General features: G+C 73.5%; 25 protein-coding genes and 2 pseudogenes. 11 read left to right on the forward strand and 16 right to left on the reverse strand.

Going from position 1 to position 20,089, the window contains the following annotated elements; translation table 11 throughout:
• Nucleotides 1–15 precede the first annotated feature (15 nt).
• Nucleotides 16–744: an ABC transporter permease gene (locus AB0B02_RS28320; protein ID WP_357305328.1), complete on the reverse strand. Its 729-nt coding sequence runs from the start codon at nucleotides 742–744 to the stop codon at nucleotides 16–18.
• 1 nt (nucleotide 745) lies between these two features.
• Nucleotides 746–1,639: an ABC transporter ATP-binding protein gene (locus AB0B02_RS28325; protein WP_357305332.1), complete on the reverse strand. Its 894-nt coding sequence runs from the start codon at nucleotides 1,637–1,639 to the stop codon at nucleotides 746–748.
• A gap of 123 nt (nucleotides 1,640–1,762) precedes the next feature.
• Between AB0B02_RS28325 and AB0B02_RS28330 the strand changes: the two genes are divergently transcribed.
• Together AB0B02_RS28330 and AB0B02_RS28335 are read left to right on the forward strand one after the other, a co-directional pair.
• Nucleotides 1,763–1,993 carry a hypothetical protein gene (locus tag AB0B02_RS28330; protein WP_357305335.1) on the forward strand — a complete coding sequence of 77 codons (231 nt, stop codon included), beginning with the start codon at nucleotides 1,763–1,765 and terminating at the stop codon, nucleotides 1,991–1,993.
• A gap of 51 nt (nucleotides 1,994–2,044) precedes the next feature.
• Nucleotides 2,045–3,136 (forward strand): winged helix DNA-binding domain-containing protein, encoded by a 1,092-nt coding sequence (locus AB0B02_RS28335; RefSeq protein ID WP_357305338.1) that lies wholly within the window; start codon nucleotides 2,045–2,047, stop codon nucleotides 3,134–3,136.
• A gap of 21 nt (nucleotides 3,137–3,157) precedes the next feature.
• Here the strand turns inward: AB0B02_RS28335 and AB0B02_RS28340 are convergent, their stop codons facing one another.
• Genes AB0B02_RS28340 through AB0B02_RS28350 form a run of 3 tightly spaced genes read right to left on the reverse strand, consistent with a single transcriptional unit; the run spans nucleotide 3,158 to nucleotide 5,481 of the window.
• Nucleotides 3,158–3,838, reverse strand: a complete 681-nt coding sequence (locus tag AB0B02_RS28340) for a hypothetical protein (RefSeq protein ID WP_357305341.1) — start codon at nucleotides 3,836–3,838, stop codon at nucleotides 3,158–3,160.
• An 18-nt stretch (nucleotides 3,839–3,856) separates the two neighbouring features.
• Nucleotides 3,857–4,495 carry a class I SAM-dependent methyltransferase gene (locus tag AB0B02_RS28345; protein ID WP_357305344.1) on the reverse strand — a complete coding sequence of 213 codons (639 nt, stop codon included), beginning with the start codon at nucleotides 4,493–4,495 and terminating at the stop codon, nucleotides 3,857–3,859.
• Nucleotides 4,496–4,530: 35 nt separating this feature from the next.
• On the reverse strand, nucleotides 4,531–5,481 hold the full coding sequence (locus AB0B02_RS28350; protein WP_357305347.1) for a LysR family transcriptional regulator: 951 nt from the start codon (nucleotides 5,479–5,481) through the stop codon (nucleotides 4,531–4,533).
• A 91-nt stretch (nucleotides 5,482–5,572) separates the two neighbouring features.
• Between AB0B02_RS28350 and AB0B02_RS28355 the strand changes: the two genes are divergently transcribed.
• The gene (locus tag AB0B02_RS28355) at nucleotides 5,573–6,838 is read left to right on the forward strand and encodes an MFS transporter (RefSeq protein ID WP_357305350.1); all 1,266 of its coding nucleotides are present in this window, start codon (nucleotides 5,573–5,575) and stop codon (nucleotides 6,836–6,838) included.
• Here AB0B02_RS28355 and map read toward each other — a convergent pair.
• A complete protein-coding gene (gene map, locus AB0B02_RS28360; protein WP_107162430.1) occupies nucleotides 6,771–7,589 on the reverse strand; it encodes a type I methionyl aminopeptidase in 819 nt (272 codons plus the stop codon). The two genes, AB0B02_RS28355 and map, sit on opposite strands and share 68 nt — an antisense overlap.
• A 75-nt stretch (nucleotides 7,590–7,664) precedes the next feature.
• On the opposite strand from map, the gene AB0B02_RS28365 reads away from it, so the two are divergent.
• Both AB0B02_RS28365 and AB0B02_RS28370 read left to right on the forward strand, forming a co-directional pair.
• Nucleotides 7,665–7,931 carry a helix-turn-helix transcriptional regulator gene (locus AB0B02_RS28365; RefSeq protein ID WP_281940458.1) on the forward strand — a complete coding sequence of 89 codons (267 nt, stop codon included), beginning with the start codon at nucleotides 7,665–7,667 and terminating at the stop codon, nucleotides 7,929–7,931.
• 29 nt (nucleotides 7,932–7,960) lie between these two features.
• The gene (locus AB0B02_RS28370) at nucleotides 7,961–8,965 is read left to right on the forward strand and encodes a HEAT repeat domain-containing protein (RefSeq protein WP_281940456.1); all 1,005 of its coding nucleotides are present in this window, start codon (nucleotides 7,961–7,963) and stop codon (nucleotides 8,963–8,965) included.
• 43 nt (nucleotides 8,966–9,008) lie between these two features.
• On the opposite strand, the gene AB0B02_RS28375 is transcribed toward AB0B02_RS28370, so the two are convergent.
• Both AB0B02_RS28375 and AB0B02_RS28380 read right to left on the reverse strand, forming a co-directional pair.
• Nucleotides 9,009–9,614 (reverse strand): class I SAM-dependent methyltransferase, encoded by a 606-nt coding sequence (locus tag AB0B02_RS28375; RefSeq protein WP_281940454.1) that lies wholly within the window; start codon nucleotides 9,612–9,614, stop codon nucleotides 9,009–9,011.
• Between the two features lie 114 nt (nucleotides 9,615–9,728).
• Nucleotides 9,729–10,442, reverse strand: a complete 714-nt coding sequence (locus tag AB0B02_RS28380) for a phosphotransferase (RefSeq protein WP_357305355.1) — start codon at nucleotides 10,440–10,442, stop codon at nucleotides 9,729–9,731.
• Nucleotides 10,443–10,464: 22 nt separating this feature from the next.
• Here AB0B02_RS28380 and AB0B02_RS28385 point away from each other — a divergent pair, with 22 nt between their 5' ends.
• Nucleotides 10,465–11,070, forward strand: a complete 606-nt coding sequence (locus AB0B02_RS28385) for a YdeI/OmpD-associated family protein (RefSeq protein WP_357305358.1) — start codon at nucleotides 10,465–10,467, stop codon at nucleotides 11,068–11,070.
• Nucleotides 11,071–11,145: 75 nt separating this feature from the next.
• On the opposite strand, the gene AB0B02_RS28390 is transcribed toward AB0B02_RS28385, so the two are convergent.
• On the reverse strand, nucleotides 11,146–12,054 hold the full coding sequence (locus AB0B02_RS28390; RefSeq protein WP_357305361.1) for an NAD(P)-binding domain-containing protein: 909 nt from the start codon (nucleotides 12,052–12,054) through the stop codon (nucleotides 11,146–11,148).
• A gap of 58 nt (nucleotides 12,055–12,112) precedes the next feature.
• Between AB0B02_RS28390 and AB0B02_RS28395 the strand changes: the two genes are divergently transcribed.
• Both AB0B02_RS28395 and AB0B02_RS28400 read left to right on the forward strand, forming a co-directional pair.
• Complete coding sequence (locus tag AB0B02_RS28395; protein ID WP_281940446.1) at nucleotides 12,113–12,496, forward strand: MerR family transcriptional regulator; 384 nt, start codon at nucleotides 12,113–12,115, stop codon at nucleotides 12,494–12,496.
• Between the two features lie 178 nt (nucleotides 12,497–12,674).
• A complete protein-coding gene (locus AB0B02_RS28400; RefSeq protein ID WP_281940445.1) occupies nucleotides 12,675–13,079 on the forward strand; it encodes a VOC family protein in 405 nt (134 codons plus the stop codon).
• A gap of 66 nt (nucleotides 13,080–13,145) precedes the next feature.
• Here the strand turns inward: AB0B02_RS28400 and AB0B02_RS28405 are convergent, their stop codons facing one another.
• Together AB0B02_RS28405 and AB0B02_RS28410 are read right to left on the reverse strand one after the other, a co-directional pair.
• Nucleotides 13,146–13,346 carry a hypothetical protein gene (locus tag AB0B02_RS28405; protein ID WP_107162439.1) on the reverse strand — a complete coding sequence of 67 codons (201 nt, stop codon included), beginning with the start codon at nucleotides 13,344–13,346 and terminating at the stop codon, nucleotides 13,146–13,148.
• Between the two features lie 69 nt (nucleotides 13,347–13,415).
• Entirely contained in the window at nucleotides 13,416–13,988 is a 573-nt protein-coding gene (locus AB0B02_RS28410) for a TetR/AcrR family transcriptional regulator (RefSeq protein WP_281940442.1), read from the reverse strand.
• An 83-nt stretch (nucleotides 13,989–14,071) separates the two neighbouring features.
• Between AB0B02_RS28410 and AB0B02_RS28415 the strand changes: the two genes are divergently transcribed.
• Nucleotides 14,072–15,010 (forward strand): alpha/beta hydrolase, encoded by a 939-nt coding sequence (locus AB0B02_RS28415; protein ID WP_281940440.1) that lies wholly within the window; start codon nucleotides 14,072–14,074, stop codon nucleotides 15,008–15,010.
• Nucleotides 15,011–15,013: 3 nt separating this feature from the next.
• Here AB0B02_RS28415 and AB0B02_RS28420 read toward each other — a convergent pair whose 3' ends face one another.
• From AB0B02_RS28420 to AB0B02_RS28435, 4 genes and pseudogenes are all read right to left on the reverse strand, one after another.
• A complete protein-coding gene (locus tag AB0B02_RS28420; protein ID WP_281940438.1) occupies nucleotides 15,014–15,448 on the reverse strand; it encodes an NUDIX domain-containing protein in 435 nt (144 codons plus the stop codon).
• A pseudogene (locus AB0B02_RS28425) lies at nucleotides 15,433–15,620 on the reverse strand (hypothetical protein). Before AB0B02_RS28425 ends, AB0B02_RS28420 begins: the two are co-directional and overlap by 16 nt.
• Complete coding sequence (locus AB0B02_RS28430; RefSeq protein WP_357305368.1) at nucleotides 15,617–15,868, reverse strand: hypothetical protein; 252 nt, start codon at nucleotides 15,866–15,868, stop codon at nucleotides 15,617–15,619. The pseudogene AB0B02_RS28425 and the gene AB0B02_RS28430 overlap by 4 nt, the downstream one beginning before the upstream one ends.
• A gap of 89 nt (nucleotides 15,869–15,957) precedes the next feature.
• A complete protein-coding gene (locus AB0B02_RS28435; RefSeq protein WP_281940433.1) occupies nucleotides 15,958–16,155 on the reverse strand; it encodes a hypothetical protein in 198 nt (65 codons plus the stop codon).
• 225 nt (nucleotides 16,156–16,380) lie between these two features.
• Between AB0B02_RS28435 and AB0B02_RS28440 the strand changes: the two genes are divergently transcribed.
• Complete coding sequence (locus tag AB0B02_RS28440; protein ID WP_357305372.1) at nucleotides 16,381–17,127, forward strand: GntR family transcriptional regulator; 747 nt, start codon at nucleotides 16,381–16,383, stop codon at nucleotides 17,125–17,127.
• Nucleotides 17,128–17,294: 167 nt separating this feature from the next.
• Here the strand turns inward: AB0B02_RS28440 and AB0B02_RS28445 are convergent, their stop codons facing one another.
• Complete coding sequence (locus AB0B02_RS28445) at nucleotides 17,295–19,106, reverse strand: acyl-CoA dehydrogenase (protein WP_357305375.1); 1,812 nt, start codon at nucleotides 19,104–19,106, stop codon at nucleotides 17,295–17,297.
• A 252-nt stretch (nucleotides 19,107–19,358) separates the two neighbouring features.
• Between AB0B02_RS28445 and AB0B02_RS28450 the strand changes: the two are divergent.
• Nucleotides 19,359–20,089, forward strand: a pseudogene (locus AB0B02_RS28450) (hypothetical protein); the annotation flags it as partial.

Genomic DNA, 20,089 nt, shown 5'->3' on the forward strand with positions numbered 1-20,089 from the left:
GACACCGTACGACCGTCAGCGGCGGCCGGTCGAGCGACGGTACGCGGCGGTCGCCAACCCGGCGAAGGCCACCGTCCAGGCCAGCAGCACCGTCACCCCGACCGGGCTGGGCGCCCGACCGTCGACCGTCCGCCAGCCCAGTTCGGCGAACCGGTACGTGGGCAGCGCGTGCGCCAGGTGCCGCAGCGCGTCCGGGAAGTACGCCACCGGCACGAGCAGGCCACCGAGCACGGACAGGGTGAGGAAGGCGAGGAAGACGGCCGGCTGGGCGAGGTGCGGCGCGAGCCCGTACCCGATGGCGAGCCCGAGCAGCGCGAACGGCGCGGTGCCGAGCACCAGCAGCGCCACCAGCGCGGCCCACCGGCCGGCGGAGAGCGTGACATGGTGTTGGAGCACGCCGGTGAGGCCCACGGCGACGACCGCCGGTACGCCGCTGAGCATGCCGGTGAGGGTCTTGACGGCCAGCACCCGGCCGGGTGGCAGCGGGGTGACGCGGAGCTGACGCAGCCAGCCCGACGCGCGCTCCTGCGCGACCGACCCGGCCACCGTGAGCGCACCGGCCACCGCGCCGTAGCCGGCCAGGCCGACCATCAGCGCGGTCGCGGCGTCGAGGCCGGACAACCGGTCGTCGCCGGCCAGCGGCGAGAAGATCAGGTACGTGACGACCGGCCCCAGGACGGTGAACATCGTCAGCCGGGGGTCCCGGACCAGCCGCCGCAGCTCGAATCGCAGGTAGGCGCGCATGTCAGGACTCCGTTCCGGTCGAGGTGAGCGCGAGGAAGGCGGCCTCCAGGCCGGGGGCGGCGACCTCCAGGCCCCGGAAGCCCCGGCCGGTCGCGAGCGCGAGCACCGTCGCGTCGGCGTCGGTGGTGGTGAGGACCACCCGCTCGCCGCGCACCTCGACCGAGCGCACCGCGGGCAGCTCCGCCAGGCCGTCGACCAGCCCGCCGGCGAGATCGAAGGCGACGGTACGGGCGCCGGCCAGCGCGCGGATCCGGGCAGGTGGCCCGTCCGCCACCACCCGGCCGGCGGCGAGCACCACCACGCGGTCGGCGTACTCGTCGGCCTCGTGCAGCTGGTGGGTGCTGAACAGCACGGTGTGGCCGTCGTCGGCGTACCGCCGGATGGCCGCCCAGAACGCCCGCCGGGCGTCGACGTCGAGCGCGGTGGTGGGCTCGTCGAGGACCAGCAGGTCCGGCTCGCCGGCCAGCGCGAACGCGAACCGGACGCGCTGCGCCTCCCCGCCGGAGAGGCGGTCCGCCCGGCGCGCGGCCAGGTCGGTGAGGCCGGCCAGGTCGAGGATCCGGTCGGTGTCCAGCGGGCGGGCGTGCAGCGCCCGGGCCAGCCCGACCAGGTCTGCGACGGTGGCGCCGGGCACGAAGCCGGCGTGCTGGAGCATCGCGCCGACCCGGCCGGCCCGCACCGCCTCGGCGGGCTTCCGGCCGAACACCGACGCCGTGCCGGCGTCGGCCGGGAGAAGTCCCAGCAGGATCTCCAGCGTGGTGGTCTTGCCGGCGCCGTTGGGGCCGAGCAGGGCGACCGTGCTCCCCGGCGGGATGGTCAGGTCGAGTGCGTCGACGGCCCGCACCGGGCCGTAGCGCCGGGTGAGCCCGGCCAGTCGTACCGCGTCGTCGTCCACACCGGAGACGGTAGGAGCCGGTGGTGGTGGGGCGGCAGGGCCGGCGATACCCGGTCGGCCGGTACAAATGTCACCACGATCTCTTCCGTTTGCCGTACCGGGCAACCGGGTAGCCGACGGTCCATGATGGGTTCACGGGGCAAGGCGGTCGGGCGTTACCTCCTGCGGCTCGTCGGCGGGGTGTCGGTGATCATCGGTCTGCTCATGGCGTTCAGCAGTCTCACCGAGGCGAACCTCTTCGGCATCGTGCTCAGCGCCGTGCTCATCGGCGGCGGGGTGTTCGCGCTCAAGCGTTCGGGCGGCCCCCGTCGGGCGGGCGAACCGGGATCGATGGCCCGCCCGGCGTCGCACTGACCCGGCTGCCGGCTACCGGCGTTTGTCGGTGGCGGCGCCTAGGCTGGGGCGATGGTCGACCGGCGTCAGGTGATGAGCTTCCGCGTACGGGCCCAGCAACTCGACCGCGTCGAGGGCACGCTCGCCGACACCGCCGTGCTCGACCTCGGCGTGCAGGACACCGGCCCGGACGGCGCCCGGTGGGCGCTGGCCCTGCGCGGGGTCGACGCGTCGGCGCTCTCCGACGACGAGGTGGTCCTGCTGTGGACCGTGCGCGGTGCGCCCCACCTGTACCGCCGCGCCGACGTCGGCCGGGTGGCGGCCGCGGTCGAGCCGTTCACCGACGCCGACGCCGGCAAGCGCATCTACGACGCCGCCAAGCCGTTGAGGGCGGCCGGCATCGGCATCGTCGCCGCGCTCGACGAGGTGGCCGGGCGGATGCGCGCGATCGTCACCGAGCCGACCGTCAAGGGCGACGTTTCGGCCCGCCTCGCCGCGCTGCTCCCCGAGCCCTACCTGCGGTTCTGCCGGCCGTGCCAGGCCACCCACCTCTTCGAGATGCCGTTCCGGCTGGCCGCCGTGCGCGCCGGGCTGGAGCTGACGCCCGGCACGTCACCGCCGGTGCTGCGCCGCATCCCGGCGTTCCGCCGGGCGGCGGACCCCGGTGACCGGTTCGACCTGGTCCGCGCCTACCTGCGGCTGCTCGGCCCGGCCACCCCGAAGCACGTGGCCGACTACCTCGACGCCCCGGTCAAGGACGTGCGGGCGCGCTGGCCGCAGGACGTGGTGGAGGTGCCGGTCGACGGCGAGACGCGCTGGCTCCTGGCCGAGGACGAGACGGCGACGGCGACGGCCGGGGGCACGGTGACCCGGCTGCTCGGCCCGTACGACCTGTTCCTCCAGGCGAAGGACCGGGCGACGCTGGTGCCGGACCCGGCCCGGGCCAAGGAGTTGTGGCCGGTGCTGGGCCGTCCCGGCGCGGTCCTGGTGGACGGCGACCTGGTCGGCACCTGGCGGCCCCGCAAGTCCGGCGCGAAACTGACGGTCGCCGTGCAGCCGTGGCAGAAGCTTCCCGACAGCCGGCGCCGGGCGGTCGTCGAGCAGGCCGAACGCCTCGCCGCGCACCGCTCGGCCGCGCTCGCCGGGGTCGAGTTCACCGACTGACGGTAGCGATGGTGTCTGTCGTCAGGCGAAGCACTCGATCGTCGCCGGCACCAGGCCGTGCCGGCGGACCACGTCGGTGAGCCGGCGGAGCAGCGGACGCAGCGCGTCCCGGTGCGCCGGCTCGGCGGTCACGTCCAGGCACCACGCCACCCCGCCGCCGACGCGGCGCAGGTCCCAGCGGAAGGTGGTGTCGTCGACGCGCAGTCGCCCGGTGCCGGCGACCCCCGGGCCGGTGCCGGCCGACAGCCGCAGGGCCGCCCCGAGGCCGGCCAGCCGCCCGTTGTCGAGGTCACCGGCGAACAGCACCCGCCACACCGGCGGTCCGCCGCCGAGCCGCAGCGGCGCCACGGTCGCCAGCGGCACGTCCTCCCGGAAGTGACCGCGCAGCACGTCCTCGTCCGGCAGCGTCCCGCCGCCCGACCGGAGGTACGCCTCCTCGGCGTCGGCCCGGGTGACCGCCCGCAGCCGGGCCCGGACGGCGGGGTCCGCGCGGACCGCGCGGGCGAACGCGGCGGAACTCCACCACCCGCCGTCCGCCGGGGTCCAACCGGCGGTCCGCAGGCGCGTCGCCGAGAGGTCGTCGGCGAGCACGAACTCCTCGACCAGCAGCCCGAGCGGCGCGACCGGCGCACCGGCCGGGCAGAGCAGGTAGTAGTCGAACGCGGACGTGACGGCGGACGACGTCACCGAGGTGGCAGGCACCAGGGCACGGTACCGCCGTCACGGGTGGGCGAAGACGAACCCGCCCTCGACACCCGGGGCCGGACGGTGCGTCAGCTCCGCCTCGACGGTGAAGCCGGCGGCGTCCAGCCAGGCCGCGATCCGCTGCGGTGGGCGGCGGTGCACGTGGACGCGCATCGGGAGACCGCCGTAGCCCTCGGTCTTGAGCCGGCTGCCGTCGCCGGCGTGGAACCCGAGCAGCACGACGCCGCCGGGCCGCAGCACGCGGCGGAACTCGCCGAGGACCGTGGGCACCTCGTCGTCGGGGACGTGGATCAGCGAGAACCAGGCGAGCAGCCCGGTCAGGCACTCGTCGGCGAGGTCGAGGCGGGTCATGGAACCCACCTCGAAGCGCAGCCCGGGGTGCTCCCGCCGGGCCACCTCGATCATGCCCGGTGACAGGTCGACGCCGAACGCGTCCAGGCCCAGCCCGTGCAGATGGCCGGTGATCCGGCCGGGGCCGCAGCCGACGTCGGCGACCGGTCCGCTGCCCCGGGCCCGCACCAGCTCCGTGAAGAGCGCCAGGATGCCCCGCTGGAACGGTTCCTCGGCGAGCGCGTCCCGCAGCAGGTCGGCGTAGCTGACCGCCACCGTGTCGTAGGAGACGCGGGTGTCGGCGAGCCAGTCGGAGACGTCCACGGGCCGCAGGGTAACCGGCGCAAGCCGGGGCCGGGTCAGCGTCGGCCCGCCGCCGGGGTGACGGCGGCCCAGGACGGTCGCCACACCGGGTCGGGCGGCGGGGTCAGGGCCGCGAGGTGGTCGACGATCGCCCGGAGACCCGGGTGCGGGTTCGCCGTGGGCAGCATCAGCGAGATCGGGTACGCGAGCGTCGGGTTCCGGATCGGGATGCGGCGCAGGTCGTGGCTCGCCGGCCACAGGTACCTGTCGCGCGCGCCGACCACTGTGGCCACGTCGGCGGCGTCGGCAAGCGTGTCGAGGAGCACCTCGTCGCCGAAGTTCGGGCCGGCCGCGTCGATGCGGAGGTCGAAGGCGGTGGCGAGCTGGTCGTAGAACTCCGACCATTCGCTGTGCGCCACGATGCCGGGCACCCAGATGCGCAGCCCGCGCAGGTGGGCCGGGGTGAGGGTGCGGGCGGCGGCGAGTGGGTGCCGGGGACCGACGAGCAGTTCCAGCGGCGAGTCGAACGCGTGGACCATCCGGACGTCGGGCGGCAACGTGGCCGGGTCGGTGACGGAGCGGAACGCGGCGTCCAGGTCGCCGGCCCGGACGGCGGCGGCCACCCGGTGCGGGTCGTCGACCCGGAGCGTGACCACGTCCAGGCGGGTGCCGGGGTGGGCGCGCCAGTAGTCGTGCAGGACGACGGCCTGTGCGCTGCGCAGGCCGAGCACGTCGATCCGGAGGGCCCGGGAACCGGGCCGGAGCGCGGCGACGGCCCGGTCGACGTTCGCCACGATGCCGCGGGCGTGCGGGAGGAATGCCCGGCCGTCGGGGGTCAGGTCGACGCCGCGGGCGGTCCGGGTGAACAGGCGGACCGCCAGCTCACGTTCCAGCGCGGCGACCCGTTTGGAGACGGCCTGCTGGGTGACGCCCAGCTCGTCGGCGGCGTGTTGGAACTGCCCGACGTCGGCGGCCCGGACGAACGATCGCACTGCCTCGGAGTCCACCGGCTCAGCCTATGGCCGTCCAACCGCTGGTTGTGGCTCGCCCGGACGCGGTTGTTTGATCACGCGCGCCGACGGCCGGTCTGATGCGACGGTGGCACGGGATTCGGACTTCAACCGGCTGTGGTCGGCGTACGCGGTCAGCACGTACGGCACGTGGCTCGCGTTCGGCGCGTTCCCGCTGCTCGCGGTGCGGGAGCTGCACTCGTCGGCGTTCGCGGTGTCGCTGCTGGAGGCGGCCGGGCTCGCGGTCGCGGCGGTGGTGGCGTTTCCGCTCGGGCCGTGGGTGGAGCACCGGCCGAAGCGCCCGGTCATGATCGGGACGGATCTGGTCCGGTTCGCCGCGATGGCGAGCGTGCCGGTCGCGTACGTGCTCGGGGTGTTGACCTTCGGCCACCTGCTGGTCGTCGCGGTGGTCTGCGGGAGCGCGGGGATCGCGTTCACGGCCGCGTCCGGCGCGTACCTGAAGCATCTCGTGCCCGCCGACCGGCTGCTGGTCGCGAACGGTCGCCTGGAGGGCACGGCCTGGGTGGCGACGGCGGCCGGCCCGCCGCTGGGCGGCGCGCTGGCCGCGTTGCTCGGCCCGGTCGTCACCGTCGCCGCCGACGCGCTGAGCTACCTGTTGTCGGCGCTCGCGGTCCACCAGATCCGGGGCGGCGACGTGGCGACGGCCCGGGCGGCGACGCCTCGCGGCGCGGATCTGCTCGGCGGCTGGCGGTTCATCCGCCACGATCCGGTCCTGCGGCGGCTGTTCCTCAACTCGGTGCTGGTCGGCGGCCTGATCACGGCCACCGTCCCGTTGCTGGCCGTGCTCCTGCTCGGTGCGTACGCGTTCCCGGCCTGGCAGTACGGTCTCGCGTTCGGCGTGCCGGCGCTGGGCGGCTTCGTGGGCGCGCGCCTCTCCGCCCGCCTGGTGCGACGGTACGGCGGGCAGCGGGTGCTGACCGCCAGCGGTTGGCTGCGGTCGGTCTTCCCGCTCGGGCTGGCGTTCGTCCGCCCCGGCGTCGGCGGGCTCGTCACCGTGATCGTGGTCGAGGGCCTGCTGATCGTGGCGATGGGCGTGTTCAACCCGATCTACGCCACCGAGCGGCTGCGGCGGACCCCCACCGACCACGCGGCCCGGGTGCTCGGCGCGTGGAGCGTCGGCAGCCGGCTCACGTCGGCCACGCTGACGGCGGTCTGGGGCGGCCTCGCCTCGCTCACCGGCCCGCTCGCCGCGATCACCGTCTCCGGCGTGCTGCTGCTCGGCACCCCGCTGCTGCTGCCGGGCGGGACTTCCGTCCGGGCCCGGCTCAGGAGGCGGCGGCGGGCTTCCGGGTGGGGTCGCCCGGCGTGGCGGCGTCGGTGGGACGGCGGGTGAGGACCTGCGGGCCGGAGTCGGTGACGGCGACGGTGTGTTCCGAGTGGGCGGTGCGGGAGCCGTCGGCGGAGCGGATCGTCCAGCCGTCGTCGTCGACCCTGATCTTGTCGGTGGTGCGGCACAGCCAGGGTTCGATGGCGATGGTGAGGCCGGGGGTGAGCTTCATGCCGCGGCGGGCGCGACCGCTGTTGGCCACGTGCGGGGCCTCGTGCATGGTGCGGCCGATGCCGTGGCCGCCGAACTCGCCGTTGACGCCGTAGCCGTAGGCGTGGGCGACCTCGCCGATCGCGGCGGAGACGTCGCCGAGGCGACCGCCGGGCCGGGCGGCGGCGATGCCGGCCTCCAGCGCGACCTCGGTGGCCTCGATCAGCTTCAGGTCGGCCGGGTCGGGGGTGCCGACGACGAACGAGAGCGCGGAGTCGGCGACCCAGCCGTCGATGCCGACCGCCATGTCGATGCTGAGCAGGTCGCCGTCGCGCAGCACGTAGTCGTGCGGCAGGCCGTGCAGCACCGCGTCGTTGACCGACAGGCACAGCACGTTGCGGAACGGGCCCCGGCCGAACGACGGAGCGTAGTCCCAGTAGCAGGACTCGGCGCCGCGCTCGGCGATCCGGCGGCGGGCGTGGTGCTCGATGTCCATCAGGTTGACGCCGACCGCGGCGACGCCCTTCAGCTCGGCGAGCAGTTCACCGACGAACTGGCCGGTCACCGCCATCCGGCCGATCTCCTCGGCGGACTTGAGCTCGATCACGACAGCCTCCCTCTCCCGGTCCGGTATTTTTATACCACGCCCGCTACGGGCGTCCCGAGGGGATATCCTGCTGCCATGGTTCGCCAGCCACTCACCGCCGAACAGATCGCCGCCGGCCGACGCCTCGGCGTCGCCCTGCGATCCGCGCGAGCCGGCCGCAGCCTCGGCGAGGTGGCCCTGGCGGCCGGCATCTCCCCGGAGACGCTCCGCAAGATCGAGGCGGGCCGGCTGCCCGCGCCGGCGTTCGGCACCGTGGTCTGCCTCAGTCAGGCCCTCGACGTCCCGCTCGCCGACCTGGCCGACACCTGGCTCGCCGACCCGCCCGTCCGCCAGGCGTCCTGACCGCCCGGCCCGCGCCGACGGAGGTGAGCGTGACGCTGGCCGATCTGCTCCGCATCGCCGACGACGACCCGGGCGACCCCGACGGCAGCCGGGACGACGATCCGTGGCCGCTCCTGCGGGAGCTGGCCGCGGCGGGCGACCCTGCCACCGCGGCGTCGGCCCGGACCGAGCTGGAACGCTACGTGCGCGAGCGCAACGGGCACGGCCGGAATCTGATGGCCCACCTGCTGGCCCGGCTGTGCGGCGCCGACGTGCTCCCCCGGTTGCTGCGGCTCTACGCCGACGCGCTGCGCGACGGTGACGACGACGGCGAACAGTTGGGGATGGCGGTGGGCCTGGCCACCCGCGCGGACCCGCCCGCCTGCCGGGCCGTCGTCCTGCCGCTGCTCGACGACCGGGACCCACACCTGCGGCGGGCCGCGTTGGAGACGCTCGGGCACATGTTCGAGGCGCCGGACCTGGAGCGGCTGCGCGCGGCGGCGGCCGACCCCGACCCGGAGATCCGGCGGACCGCGCTCGGCGCGCTGCCGGCGGTGCATCTCGACCCGAGGGCGTACGCGCTGGTCGTCACCGCGCTGCGGGACCCGGACGCGTGGGTCCGTGATCAGGCCGTGCTGCTGCTGGCCTGGTCCGCCCCGCCGGCGGTGGTGGACCATCTGGTCGAGTTGACGTCGGACCCGGCCTGGCCGGTCCGTACCGTGCTGGGCGAGGCGATCGGCCGCCGCGCCGCGAACTCCGACCGCGTCCCGGTGGCGTCAGCCGCGCTGGGCGTGCTCCTCGACGATCACGAGTCCTCGGTACGCGCCGGGGCGGTGCGCGGCCTCGGCCTGCTCGGCGTGCCACCGGACGCGCTGCGGTCCCGCGTCGACGATCCGGACTGGTGGGTGCGGGCGGCCGTCGCCGGCGTCCTCGCCGCCGCGCTGCCACGCTGGCCACCGGCCCGGCCGTTACTCGCCCACCTGAGCGCGGACTCCGACCCGACCGTACGGGCGACGGCGTCGGCGGCGCTCCGGAGGCACGAGCCGGCGTCCTGACGGCGGGGTGGACGGGCGGCGGACTCACCCGGCAGCGGCCGACTCACCCGGCGGCGACCGCCGCGACGGCGGCGTGCGGCCGGCGGTCGGCGTCACCGGGCCGGTGCAGGCGCTCCACCTCGGTGAAGCCGGCCCGGGCCAGCCGCTCGGCGAACGCGTCGACCGGCCAGCGGTAGGCGGTGACGACCTTGTGGTCGAACGCCGTTACCTCGTCGCCGACGAAGATCCCGAGCACCACGGTCGCGCCCGGCGTGGCCACCCGGCGGAATTCGGCGAGCACCCGGTCCAGGTCGGGCGGGGGCAGGTGAATCACCGAACCCCAGGCCAGGATGCCGTCGACCCGCCGGTCGGCGACCGGAAGATCCGCCATCGACCCGAGCAGGTAACGACCGGTCGGATGGGCGGCCCGCGCGTGGGCGATGAACTCGCCGACGATGTCGACCCCGGTCGCGTCGGCGCCGTGGGCGCGGAGGAAGTCGGTGAGGTGGCCGGGCCCGCACCCCAGGTCGAGCACCGGGCCGGACCGGCCGGTCAGGTGCCGCCGGAGGAACGCGAGGTCGTCGGCGTGCACCTGGCCACTCGTGCCGAACAACGCGATGTAGCGGTCCGCGATGGCCGCGTACGCCCGGCGGACCTGTTCGGTCGTCATGCGCCGACCCTACGGCCCGGGCCGCGCTGGGACGTCGGCGCCGACCCGGCGGGAGTTCGGCGTTCCCGCCCCGACGTGGCCCGCGGGACGGTTGCCCGGCCGGCCACCGCGAGGTCAGGCCGGTCCCGGGGCGGTCAAGCGGCGCAGCGCGGCGTGCGCGGGCGGACCCCAGGTGGTCTTGCCGCCCGGACGACCGTGGACGCCGTTGTCACCGATGAGGATGCCGCCGAGGGCCCGTGCCGCCGCCCACCCACGGGCCCGGCGTACGGTGGCCGCGTCCGGGGCCGGCCGGTAGGCCGAGTGGAACTGGTGCACGGCCTCGTCCGGCAGCAGGAGCCACCCGGCGGCCAGGTCGTACGCCGGATCGCCCACGCAGAGATCACCGAAGTCGATGACGCCGCAGAGCGCGCCGTCGGCGGTGAGCACGTTGGCGGGGTGCAGGTCGGCGTGCAGCCACAGCGTCGGGCCGGTCCACGCCGGTGCGGTGACCGCGTCGTCCCAGACGGCGCGGACGGCGGCCGGGTCGTCGACCAGCCCTCGTGCGGTGGCGGCGGCCAGCGCCTCGGCGAACCCGTCCGCCTGGCCGGTCAGCGGCCCACCCCGGTACGGGTTGGTGGGCGCGTCGCCCGGGGCGGGGTGGTGCAGGGCGGACAGGAAGCCGGCCAGAGCGGTGGCCGCCTCGATCGCCCGGACGGCCAGGTCGTCACCGAGCCGCCACAACTGGTTGTCCCATCCCCGCGCACCGAGCCGGAGCGGTCGATCGGCGAGATCCGGATGCTGGTCGCGGAGCAGTTCCCGGACCAGGTCGGCGGTGATCTCGTGTGTCATACCGAGGGGTTAGCCTTCCGTCATGCCGGGCATCGAGCTGGAAGAGTTGGTCGTCGCGGACGCCGAGGCGCTGCGGGCGTGGTTGTCGGCCCACCATGCCACCTCACCCGGTGTCTGGCTCGCCCTGACCCGCAAGGGCGGCACGGTCACCACGCTGACCTGGCAGCAGGCGGTCGACGAGGCGCTGTGCTTCGGCTGGATCGACGGGCAGGCCCGCAAGCGCGACCAGGAGAGCTCCTGGATCCGGTTCACCCCGCGCCGGCCCCGCAGTTCCTGGTCCCGACGCAACGTCGAGCACGTGGCCCGGCTGGAGGCGGCGGGGCGGATGCGACCGTCGGGCCGGGCGGTGGTGGAGGCCGCGCAGGCGGACGGGCGCTGGGCCGCCGCCTACGCCCCACCCTCGGAGGCCGAGGTGCCGGCCGACCTGCTCGCCGCCGTCGCCACCGACCCGGCTGCCCAGGCCATGTTCGACGTCCTCACCAGCACCAACCGGTTCGCGCTCATCCACCGGCTGAACGCGGTCAAACGGGCCGAGACCCGGGAGCGGAAGATCCGCGAGTTCGTCGCCATGCTGGCCCGCCACGAGACGCCCTATCCACAGAGGGCCAAGCCGCCGGCCGTCGGGTGATCCGGCGGTCAGCAGGCGTCGAGGACGAGGAAAGAGGAAACAGCGGAAGGCGTGGCGACATGGCGGCGTGACGCGTCAGCCCGACCGCGTGGCTCCGGCTCCGGCGAGCTGCTGGGCGAGCCGGGCGTAGCTGTCGCCGCCGTGGCCGGCCGCGACCGCCCGGTCGATGATGTGGTGGACGGCCTCCAGCGGGGCGGCGTCGATTCCGTGCACGGCGGCGGCGGCCCGCACGTGCGACAGCGCGGAGGCCGCCGACGCGATACTGGAGACCTCGGCCGGAAACTGGCCGGCGGCAAGCTGAGCGGCGAACCGGTCGGTGAGATCGGGCAGCAGGCCGCCGATCCCCTTGGCGAAGCGGGCGAACGCGGCCGGCGCGATCCCCTCGGCGACGGCCAGGGCGAAGGCGTGCGCGAGCCCAGCGACGGACATCGCGAACAGGTCGAGCAGCGCCGTCTCGTACGCCGCCGCGCCGCCGACGTCGTCGCCGAGGTGGATGCCGGTTCCACCGAACGCATCCAGCAGGGTTCGATGCCGCTGGTAGAGCGCGTGCGGGCCACTGTAGAGGATCATCGCGGCGGGTGTGCCGATCGTGGGTGCCGGGGTCAGAATGGCACCGTCCAGGTAGTCGATGCCGCGCCGTGCGGCGAGGTCCGCCATGGCGCGGGCTTCTGCGGCGTGTCCGCTGCTCAGGTTGACCAGCGTGCCCCCGGGCCGGTCGGTGAGGTCGGTCGTGCTCGCGCGGACCGCGGCATAGTCGATCATGCAGGCGATCGTGACCGGGGCCGCCCGTACCGCGTCGCCCACCGTCGGCGCGAGCACGGCTCCCCGCGCCACGAGCGGGTCGGCCCGGCCCGGCGTACGGTTCCACACCACCGTCGGGTGCCCGGCAGCGAGCGCGGCGGTGGCGAATGCCCTGCCCATCGGGCCGAGGCCCAGGACGGCGACGGCGGACTGCTGGTCAACGGGGATGTCATGGTCTGTCACAGCAGCGACGGTAAACCTTCACGTTGACGTGAAGGTCAAGTCCTGTTTGGCTCCGGGCATGCGGATCAGTGAACTGGCCCGGCAGACCGGCACCACCCCCCGCGCCCTGCGCTACTACGAGGAACAGGGGCTGCTGCGGCCCGCCCGACACGCAAGCGGGTACCGGGACTACGACGAACAGGCCGTACGCGTCGTGGGGCACATCCAACTGCTGCTCTCCGCCGGCCTGGGCACCGCCGCGATCGCCGAGATCCTGCCCTGCATCCCCGACGATCGCACCGTGCTGGCGCCCACCTGCCCCGAGCTTCTCGACGCCCTGGCCGAGGAACGCCACCGCCTCACCGGGTCCATCGAGAAGCTCACGACGGCACGCGCCATCCTGGACCGCATCATTCAGGGCACGCCCGACCCGACCCGCCGCGTTGGCCGGACGCCCGCGTAACGGTCCATGTAGGACCAGTGCTCCTCCCCAACTCGTCCCGAAGGGTCGCGGAGCCGGAGCGGTCGCGACGGCAGCACAGAAACTCCATGCTCCACAGCCTCGACCTGCGTCGGCCAGGGCCGACCGGGTATCCGTCGAGTCCGCACCAGCGGGACGGCGACTGGCTACCGTGGATGACGTGGAGCTTCTGAGGCTGGACCACCTCGTCCTCACGGTCGACTCGATCGACCGCAGCACCGCCTTCTACGGCGGAGTGCTGGGCCTGCGGGTCGTCCGGCGCGACGACCGGGCCGCGCTGCACGCAGGCCACCAGATGATCAATCTGCACCGGGTGGACCATCCCGTCGACCCCCGGGCGGCAGCGCCGACGCCGGGCGCCGGCGACCTCTGCCTCGTCAGCGCCGAGCCGATCGACGCGGTGCTCGACGACCTGCGTCGCGCCGGAGTCACCGTGGTGGCCGGGCCGGTCGCCCGGGACGGCGCCCTGGGCGCCATGACCAGCGTCTACGTCCGGGACCCGGACGGGAACCTCGTCGAGATCGCCCACTCCCCGGGCGAACCCGGAACGCGGGTGCCGCACTGAGGCCGCCGGGGCGCCATCCGACCACGGACGGCACCCGGTCACTGGCTGGGGGCAGGAACAACGGGCTCAGGCGTCGGCGGCGACCGCCAGGTTGAACCGGTCGAGTGCCTCCTTCTTCTCCGGCGGAAGGTCGTCGATGTTGATCGGCTCGTCAGCGTTCGTGTCGCCGTGTAGGTTGTCGCCTGCCACCAGGGCCTTGACGATGGCGTCCGCCTCGTCGGTCGTGAAACCCGCGTCGGTCAGGATGTGCGTGGGAAGTTCAGCCATGCGTCGGCAGTACCCCGCGCTCCGCGTCTTCTACCCGCGCCGCGCCGCGTTTCCGGGGTCCGGGTACCCCTATCTCTCCGGGATGCGGGCGGCGGCTGCGGCGACGGTGGCCAGGTCCTCGCCCGAGAAGCCGGCGCGGCTCAGCACCGCCAGGGACTTGTTCGTCGCCAGCGTGCACAACGCCAACTCCGCCGCGGTGTGCTCATCGGCGCCGGCCGCCCGCAACGACTGCTCCAGCATCGCCCGCAGACTGTCGATCATGGCGCGGACCGTTGCCTGCCCCTCAGCGTCGAGGGCCGGGAACTGCGCCGCCGACATGGTGAGCAGGCAGCCGTCCGGGACGGCCGGGTCGGCGATGCGGTTCAGAGTGATCTGGAGGTAGGCGGCCACGACCGCGTTCGGGGCCGGGTGGGGGCCGGCAAGCGCCTGCTCGTACCGCGGGTGGTAGGTCTGCGCGTACCGGTGCAGGCTTTTCCGGAACAGGGTGCTCTTGTCGCCGAAGGTGCCGTAGAGCGAACTGCGGCCCAGGCCGGTGCCCTCGGTCAGGCGGTCGATCGAGGTCTCCGCATAGCCCCAGCGCCAGAAGACGTGCATCGCACGCCGTAGCGCCTCGTCCACGTCGAACTGCTTGCGGCCGGCCATGTTCTCAGCCTACCCCATCTTGCACCGATCGTTTCAACATGCGTATGGTTCTCGCCATGACAAGTTGGACCGATCATTCCAGGATGGCGACGACCGACCGCGCGACCAGCCTGCACGCGCTGCGGCTGCCCGACGGGTTCACCGACGTGTTCACCAGCCGGCTCGTGGAACTGACCGGGCTACGGCTGCACGCCGTCACCGGCGGGGACGGCCCGCCGCTGCTGCTGGTCGGCGGATGGCCCCAGACCTGGTACGCGTGGCGGAAGGTGATGCCCGCGCTCGCCCGCACCCACACCGTCGTCGCCGTCGACTCGCGCGGGGCCGGGCTCTCCGACAAGCCCGACGACGGCTACGACGCCGGCACGCTGGCCGCCGACCTGGTCGCGCTGATGACCGCGCTCGGGCACGACCGCTTCGACGTGGTCGGCCACGACATCGGCACGTGGACCGCGTACGCCCTCGCGGCCGACCACCCCGAGCGGGTGGGCCGACTCGCCGTCGTCGAAGCCGTGATCCCCGGCGTCGTGCCGTCCCCACCGGCCTTCAGCCCGGCCGCGGTCAACCAGAAGCTCTGGCAGTTCGGCTTCAACCGGCTCACCGACCTCAACGAGGAACTCGTCCGGGGACGGGAGCGGCTCTTCTTCGGCTGGCAGTTCGCCACCAAGGCCGCCACCCCGACCACGATCCCCGCGTACGCCGTCGACGTCTACGTCGACGCGATCACCGCGGATCCGCGCGCGCTGGGGGCGAGCTTCGCGTACTACCGGGCGCTGGACGAGACGATCGCGCAGAACGAGCGGCGCAGCAGGACCCGGCTGACGCTGCCGGTGCTTGCCGTCGGCGGCGCGTTGTGGAGCGGCGCGGGTGCCGCCCAGACGATGCGGCTGGCGGCCGACGACGTCACCGGCATGGTCCTCGACGACTGCGGCCACTACCCGGCCGAGGAACAGCCGGCGCGGTTCACCGAGATCCTGGCGGACTTCCTCGACGGCAAGCCGCTGGCGGGTATGCCGCACGACTGACGGTCAGTCGAACAACCGGCCGACGAGGGCACCCTGGCCGGACTGCAGGACGTGCGCCGCCCGCAGCGGAATCCAGAAGCACTCGAACCGGGTGGGCTCCCGCTCGCCGTCGTGGTCCTCCCGGCTCGCCCACCGCTCGGGCGTCGCCTCGTGCAGCGCCAGCTCGAAGACGTGCCGACGCTGGATCTCGAAGCGAAGCGGGCTGATGTCGTACTCGATCATCCCCAGCTCGCGCACGACGGTGAAGTCCCGCAGTCCGGTCTCCTCGCGCGCCTCCCGGAGCGCGGCGTCCGCCGGGTCCTCCCCCGCGCGGACGCTGCCGCCCGGCACCTGGATGCCCACCTCCTCGTAGCTGAAGTCGACGTGCCGGAAGACGAGTAGTCGCCCGTCCCGCACCACGTAGCAGAGCACCTTGGTGACCATCACTTTCTGGGCCATGGTGCCGGCCTCCTCCCGCCCACCCTGGGCCGTTCGTTGCGCAAGCGCCCCAGCTTGTGCTGCCGCACCTGCTCGTCCCACACCGCCTGGTCGTAGTCCGGATCCGGCGGGATCCACCGGTGCGACCATCGCTGTAGTGGAACTTCTCGTCCCCCGCACGCAACACGCTCACCGCAGCCACCCCAGGAACCGCCGGTGCGACGCCCCCGCCGGCGCCCAACCCAGATCCGCTGTCGCGCGCACCAACTGCGCCCCCAGGTACATCGCCAGCGAGACCGACGCGCCCTCGTACTCAGCCCGTAGCTCCCGCCGCCGCTCCGCGCACGGCCACGGCGCGTCGCACCCACCGCACGTCCAAGCCGGCAGCACCGGCCCATGCGCGGTCGCTCCCACACCGGCAAGCGCCGGCCAATTCCTCATGCCACCTTCCATCGAGGGTACGGAGTCAACCGCGCCCGGCACGCCGCCGGCATCGCGTCGACGAGGTATTCCAGTCGGCCCCCCGCCGGTCACGACCGTTCCCCCGGCAGGTCGACCGGGTCCGACTCGTCCGGGAACGGTCCTCTCGACAATCGCCCGGCCTGATCCAGCAGACGGCGATGAGCCGCCGCTTGCTCGCGTTCCTGAATGGTCGTGCCGATACCGCGCACGTCCGGCCCATCCCGACGCAGCAGTCTGCGAAGTAGGCCGAAGATGTTCGTCTCCACCGCGCCTCCATCGGCGTTCGGGAAGGCGGAACCCAGGCAGGTGCCGCCACAGGGGGAGGGAGACGTCCCGCTACCGTCCGCCTGGTTGCTGACCGGAGCCGAACGGTAACGGGTCGCTAATGGCAAAGCTAGTACACTAGCTTTGCGGCGACAAGCACGCCACGCAACTTGGCACACCAGGTTCTCTGTGATCGACTGGGCGGGCTGACCGGAGGTACCGCCGCCATGCCGACGTCACCCGCCTATCTGACGATCGCCGCCGACCTACGCGCCGCCATCGTGTCGGGAGAACTACCCGCCGGAGCCAAGTTGCCGTCGGAGTCCGGGCTCATGCGCCAGTACGACGTGAGCCGCACCGTCGCCAAGTGGGCCATCGCCGTGCTCAAGGGTGAGGGCATCGTGGAAGGCCGAGCCGGATCCGGTGTGTACGTCAGGGACACCACGCGGCTGGTCCGCCACGCACAGACCCGGAACCTCCGCACCGGCGACGGCCCGACCTCACCGTTCGCCCGCGACGCTGCCCGCGCCGGTCAACAGGGCACCTGGGAACACGAAAGTCGACACGCCCGGGCCGACGAGAAGATCGCCGCGCGGCTCGGCTTGGAATCGGGTGCCTCGGTGATGCGTACGGCATACCGCTTCCTGGCCGACGGCGAACCGATCCAGCTCTCCACCTCGTACGAGCCGCTTGCCCTCACCGGGGGCACTCCGGTGGAGTGGCCGGAGGAAGGCAGCGCGCTGGGCGTGGTCGCCCGCATGGACGCGATCGGCGTCCGCGTGAACGAGGTGGTGGAGCGGGTGAGCCTGCGAGCGGCGACGGCCGACGAGGTCGAGGCCCTCAACCTGCCGGCTCGGACCTTCGTGCACACTATCGAGCGGACCTACACGGCAGGGGGGAGGCCGGTGGAGACGGCCGACATCGTGCTGCCCGGCGGCCGTTACGACCTCGTCTATCGCCTCCCGATCGACTGATGATGCCGCGACCGGGCGGGGGACGACTCTCCTTGCGAGCGATATGACACCAAGTCATAAATATGACAGGAAGGTATATCGCTCTCCACCCCAAGTCCTCGGGGGAACGTCACACAACGTGACACCGGAATGGGGGCGTCCGGACCGGCACCATGCCCACCTGCGAGTCAGAACCAGCTCTCCCGCATGTCCAGCGTGGTGCGGTCCAGGCTCTCCAGCAGGTCGAACTGGGCGACCACCTTCGGCAGCTCCCACCGGTAGAAGTACCGCGCCGCCGCCCGCTTCCCGGCGAAGAACTCCCCCTCCGGCGACCCCAGCGCCTCCACCGCCAGCACCTGCTCCAGCCACATCCAGGCGATCACCACGTGCCCGACCGCCTCCAGATAGACCGAGGCGTTGGCCAGCGCCAGCTCCGGGTCGCCCGTGGCCCACAGCCGCCGGGTCACCACCGCGATCCGGTCCACCGCCGCCCCGAGCCGCCCGGCCATGTCGGCGGCCGGCCCGTCCGCCTTCCAGGCCCGGTTCACCGTGGCGCGCATGGTCTCCAGCAGCAGTTCCAGCGCCGCGCCGTCGCGCATGGTGACCTTGCGGCCGAGCAGGTCGAGCGCCTGGATGCCGTGGGTGCCCTCGTGGATGGCGTTGAGCCGGTTGTCCCGCCAGTGCTGCTCGACGTCGTAGTCGCGGGTGTAGCCGTACCCGCCGTGCACCTGGATGGCCAGGTCGTTGGCGGCCAGGCACCACTGGGACGGCCAGCTCTTGGCGATCGGGGTGAGCAGTTCCAGCAGCAGGTGCGCCCGCTCCCGGTCCGCCCCGTCGGGCGCGGTCTTCTCCTCGTCGAGCAGCCGCCCGCAGTAGAGGACCAGCGCCAGCGCGCCCTCCACGTAGCTCTTCTGGGCCAGCAGCATCCGGCGTACGTCGGGGTGGGCGACGATCGGCACCTGCGGCGCGGTGGGGTCCTTGTCGGCGACCGGCCGGCCCTGCGGCCGTTGCCGGGCGTACGCGACGGACTTCAGGTAGCCGGTGTAGCCGAGCGCGGTGGCGCCGGCCCCGATGCCGATGCGTGCCTCGTTCATCATGTGGAACATCAGCGCCAGCCCTCGGTGCGGCTGCCCGACCAGGTAGCCGACCGCCCCGGCCCGCCCGTACGGGCGGTGCACGCCCTCACCGAAGTTGAGCAGCGTGTTGGTGGTGCCCCGGTAGCCGAGCTTGTGGTTGAGCCCCACCAGCACCACGTCGTTGCGCGGGCCGAGCGAGCCGTCGTCGTCGAGCAGCACCTTCGGCACGATGAACAGCGACAGGCCCTTCACGCCGGGCGGCCCGCCGGGAATGCGGGCGAGCACCAGGTGGACGATGTTCTCGGCGAGTTCGTGGTCCCCGGCGGAGATCCACATCTTGGTGCCGGTGAGCCGGTAGGTCCCGTCGTCCTGCGGCTCGGCGCGGGTGGTGAGGTCGGCCAGCGAGCTGCCGGCCTGCGGCTCGGACAGGCACATGGTGCCGAAGAACCGGCCCTCCACCATCGGCCGGACCCAGGTGTCGACCTGTTCCGGACTGGCGTGGGCGAGCAGCAGGTTGGCATTGCCGAGCGTGAGGAACGGGTACGCCGAGGTGCCCACGTTGGCGGCCTGGAACCATGCGAACGCGGCGGCGGCCACCGCGTGCGGGAGCTGCATGCCGCCCACCGACTCGTCCAGGGTGGCGGCGAACAGCCCGGTCTCGGCGAACGCGTCCAGCGCGGCCTTGACCTGCGGAATGGTGCGCACGTGCCCACCCTCGACGGTGGGTTCGGCGGTGTCGGCGGCGCGGTTGTGCGGGGCGAACCGTTCGGCGGCGACCCGCGCGGCGAGGTCGAGCACCGCATCGAACGTCTCCCGGGAGTGCTCGGCGTAGCGGGGCCGCTCGGTGAGCCGGGTCACGTCCAGCCAGTCGTGCAGCAGGAACGCCACGTCACGGCGGGACAACAGCAGGTCGGACGACGACACCGTGGACTCCTCCCAGGTCGGCCGGCCTCAGCCGCGGCGCAGCCCGGCGACGGCCTCCCGCAGGTCATCCTGGCCGATCAGGGCCGGCCGCGCACCCTCCACCGCCTCGCGTCGCGGTGCCCACCGAGTACGGGATGGGTCCTGGAAGCGTCGCGTCAGCCTGCCGTCAGCAGGCTCCGCGAGTCTCTGAGCAACCGCCCGGTCCAAGAACCGGGCAGGTCATCGGACCCCTCGGCGATTGGATCATCACTGGTGAAGAACCCCTCCTCCACGGCAGCCGCCCTCTGCGTCACGGCCGCCCTGACCACATCCGCGCTGCTGGGTGCCGCACCCGCCCTGGGCGCGGAGTCGGGACCGGACCTGCCGCCGGCCCTCGCCCCGCTGACCGCCCAGTACCAGACGGCCGCGTGCGATCCCGCCGGTCCCACCGCGAGCGACGGGACGCTCGCCACCCAACTGAACTCACGGCTGAACTCGGACATGCGGGGTTACATGTCGGCGTACCGCGTGTCCTGCGCGCGGGAGGTGGTCGAAGCGGTGCGGGCCCGGGGGTTGGCTTCGCGCGCGGCGGTCATCGCGATCACCACCGTGATCGTCGAGACCCACCTGCAGAACATCAGTGAGGAGGTGGACCACACCAGCCTCGGCCTGTTCCAGCAGCAGGAGTGGTGGGGCACCCGGGCCGAGCGCCTCAACCCGGCCTCGGCCACGAACGCCTTCCTCGACGCGATGGTGCGGAAGTATCCCAACGGCAGTTGGGCCAGCGCCCCGATCGGCGAGGTCTGCCAGGCGGTGCAGGTGTCGGCCTACCCCGACCGCTACCAGGTCCAGGCGTCGGACGCGCAGATCATCGTCGATGCGCTCTGGGACGCCACCGGCCCTCGCACCGAGGACGTGCCGATCTCGGGTGACTGGAACGGCGACGGCATCGACACCGTCGGCGTCTACCGACCCAGCAACTCCACCTTCTACCTCCGCGACAC

The sequence above is a fragment of the Micromonospora sp. NPDC049240 genome (assembly GCF_040647835.1).
In the GTDB taxonomy this organism is placed as follows: domain Bacteria; phylum Actinomycetota; class Actinomycetes; order Mycobacteriales; family Micromonosporaceae; genus Micromonospora.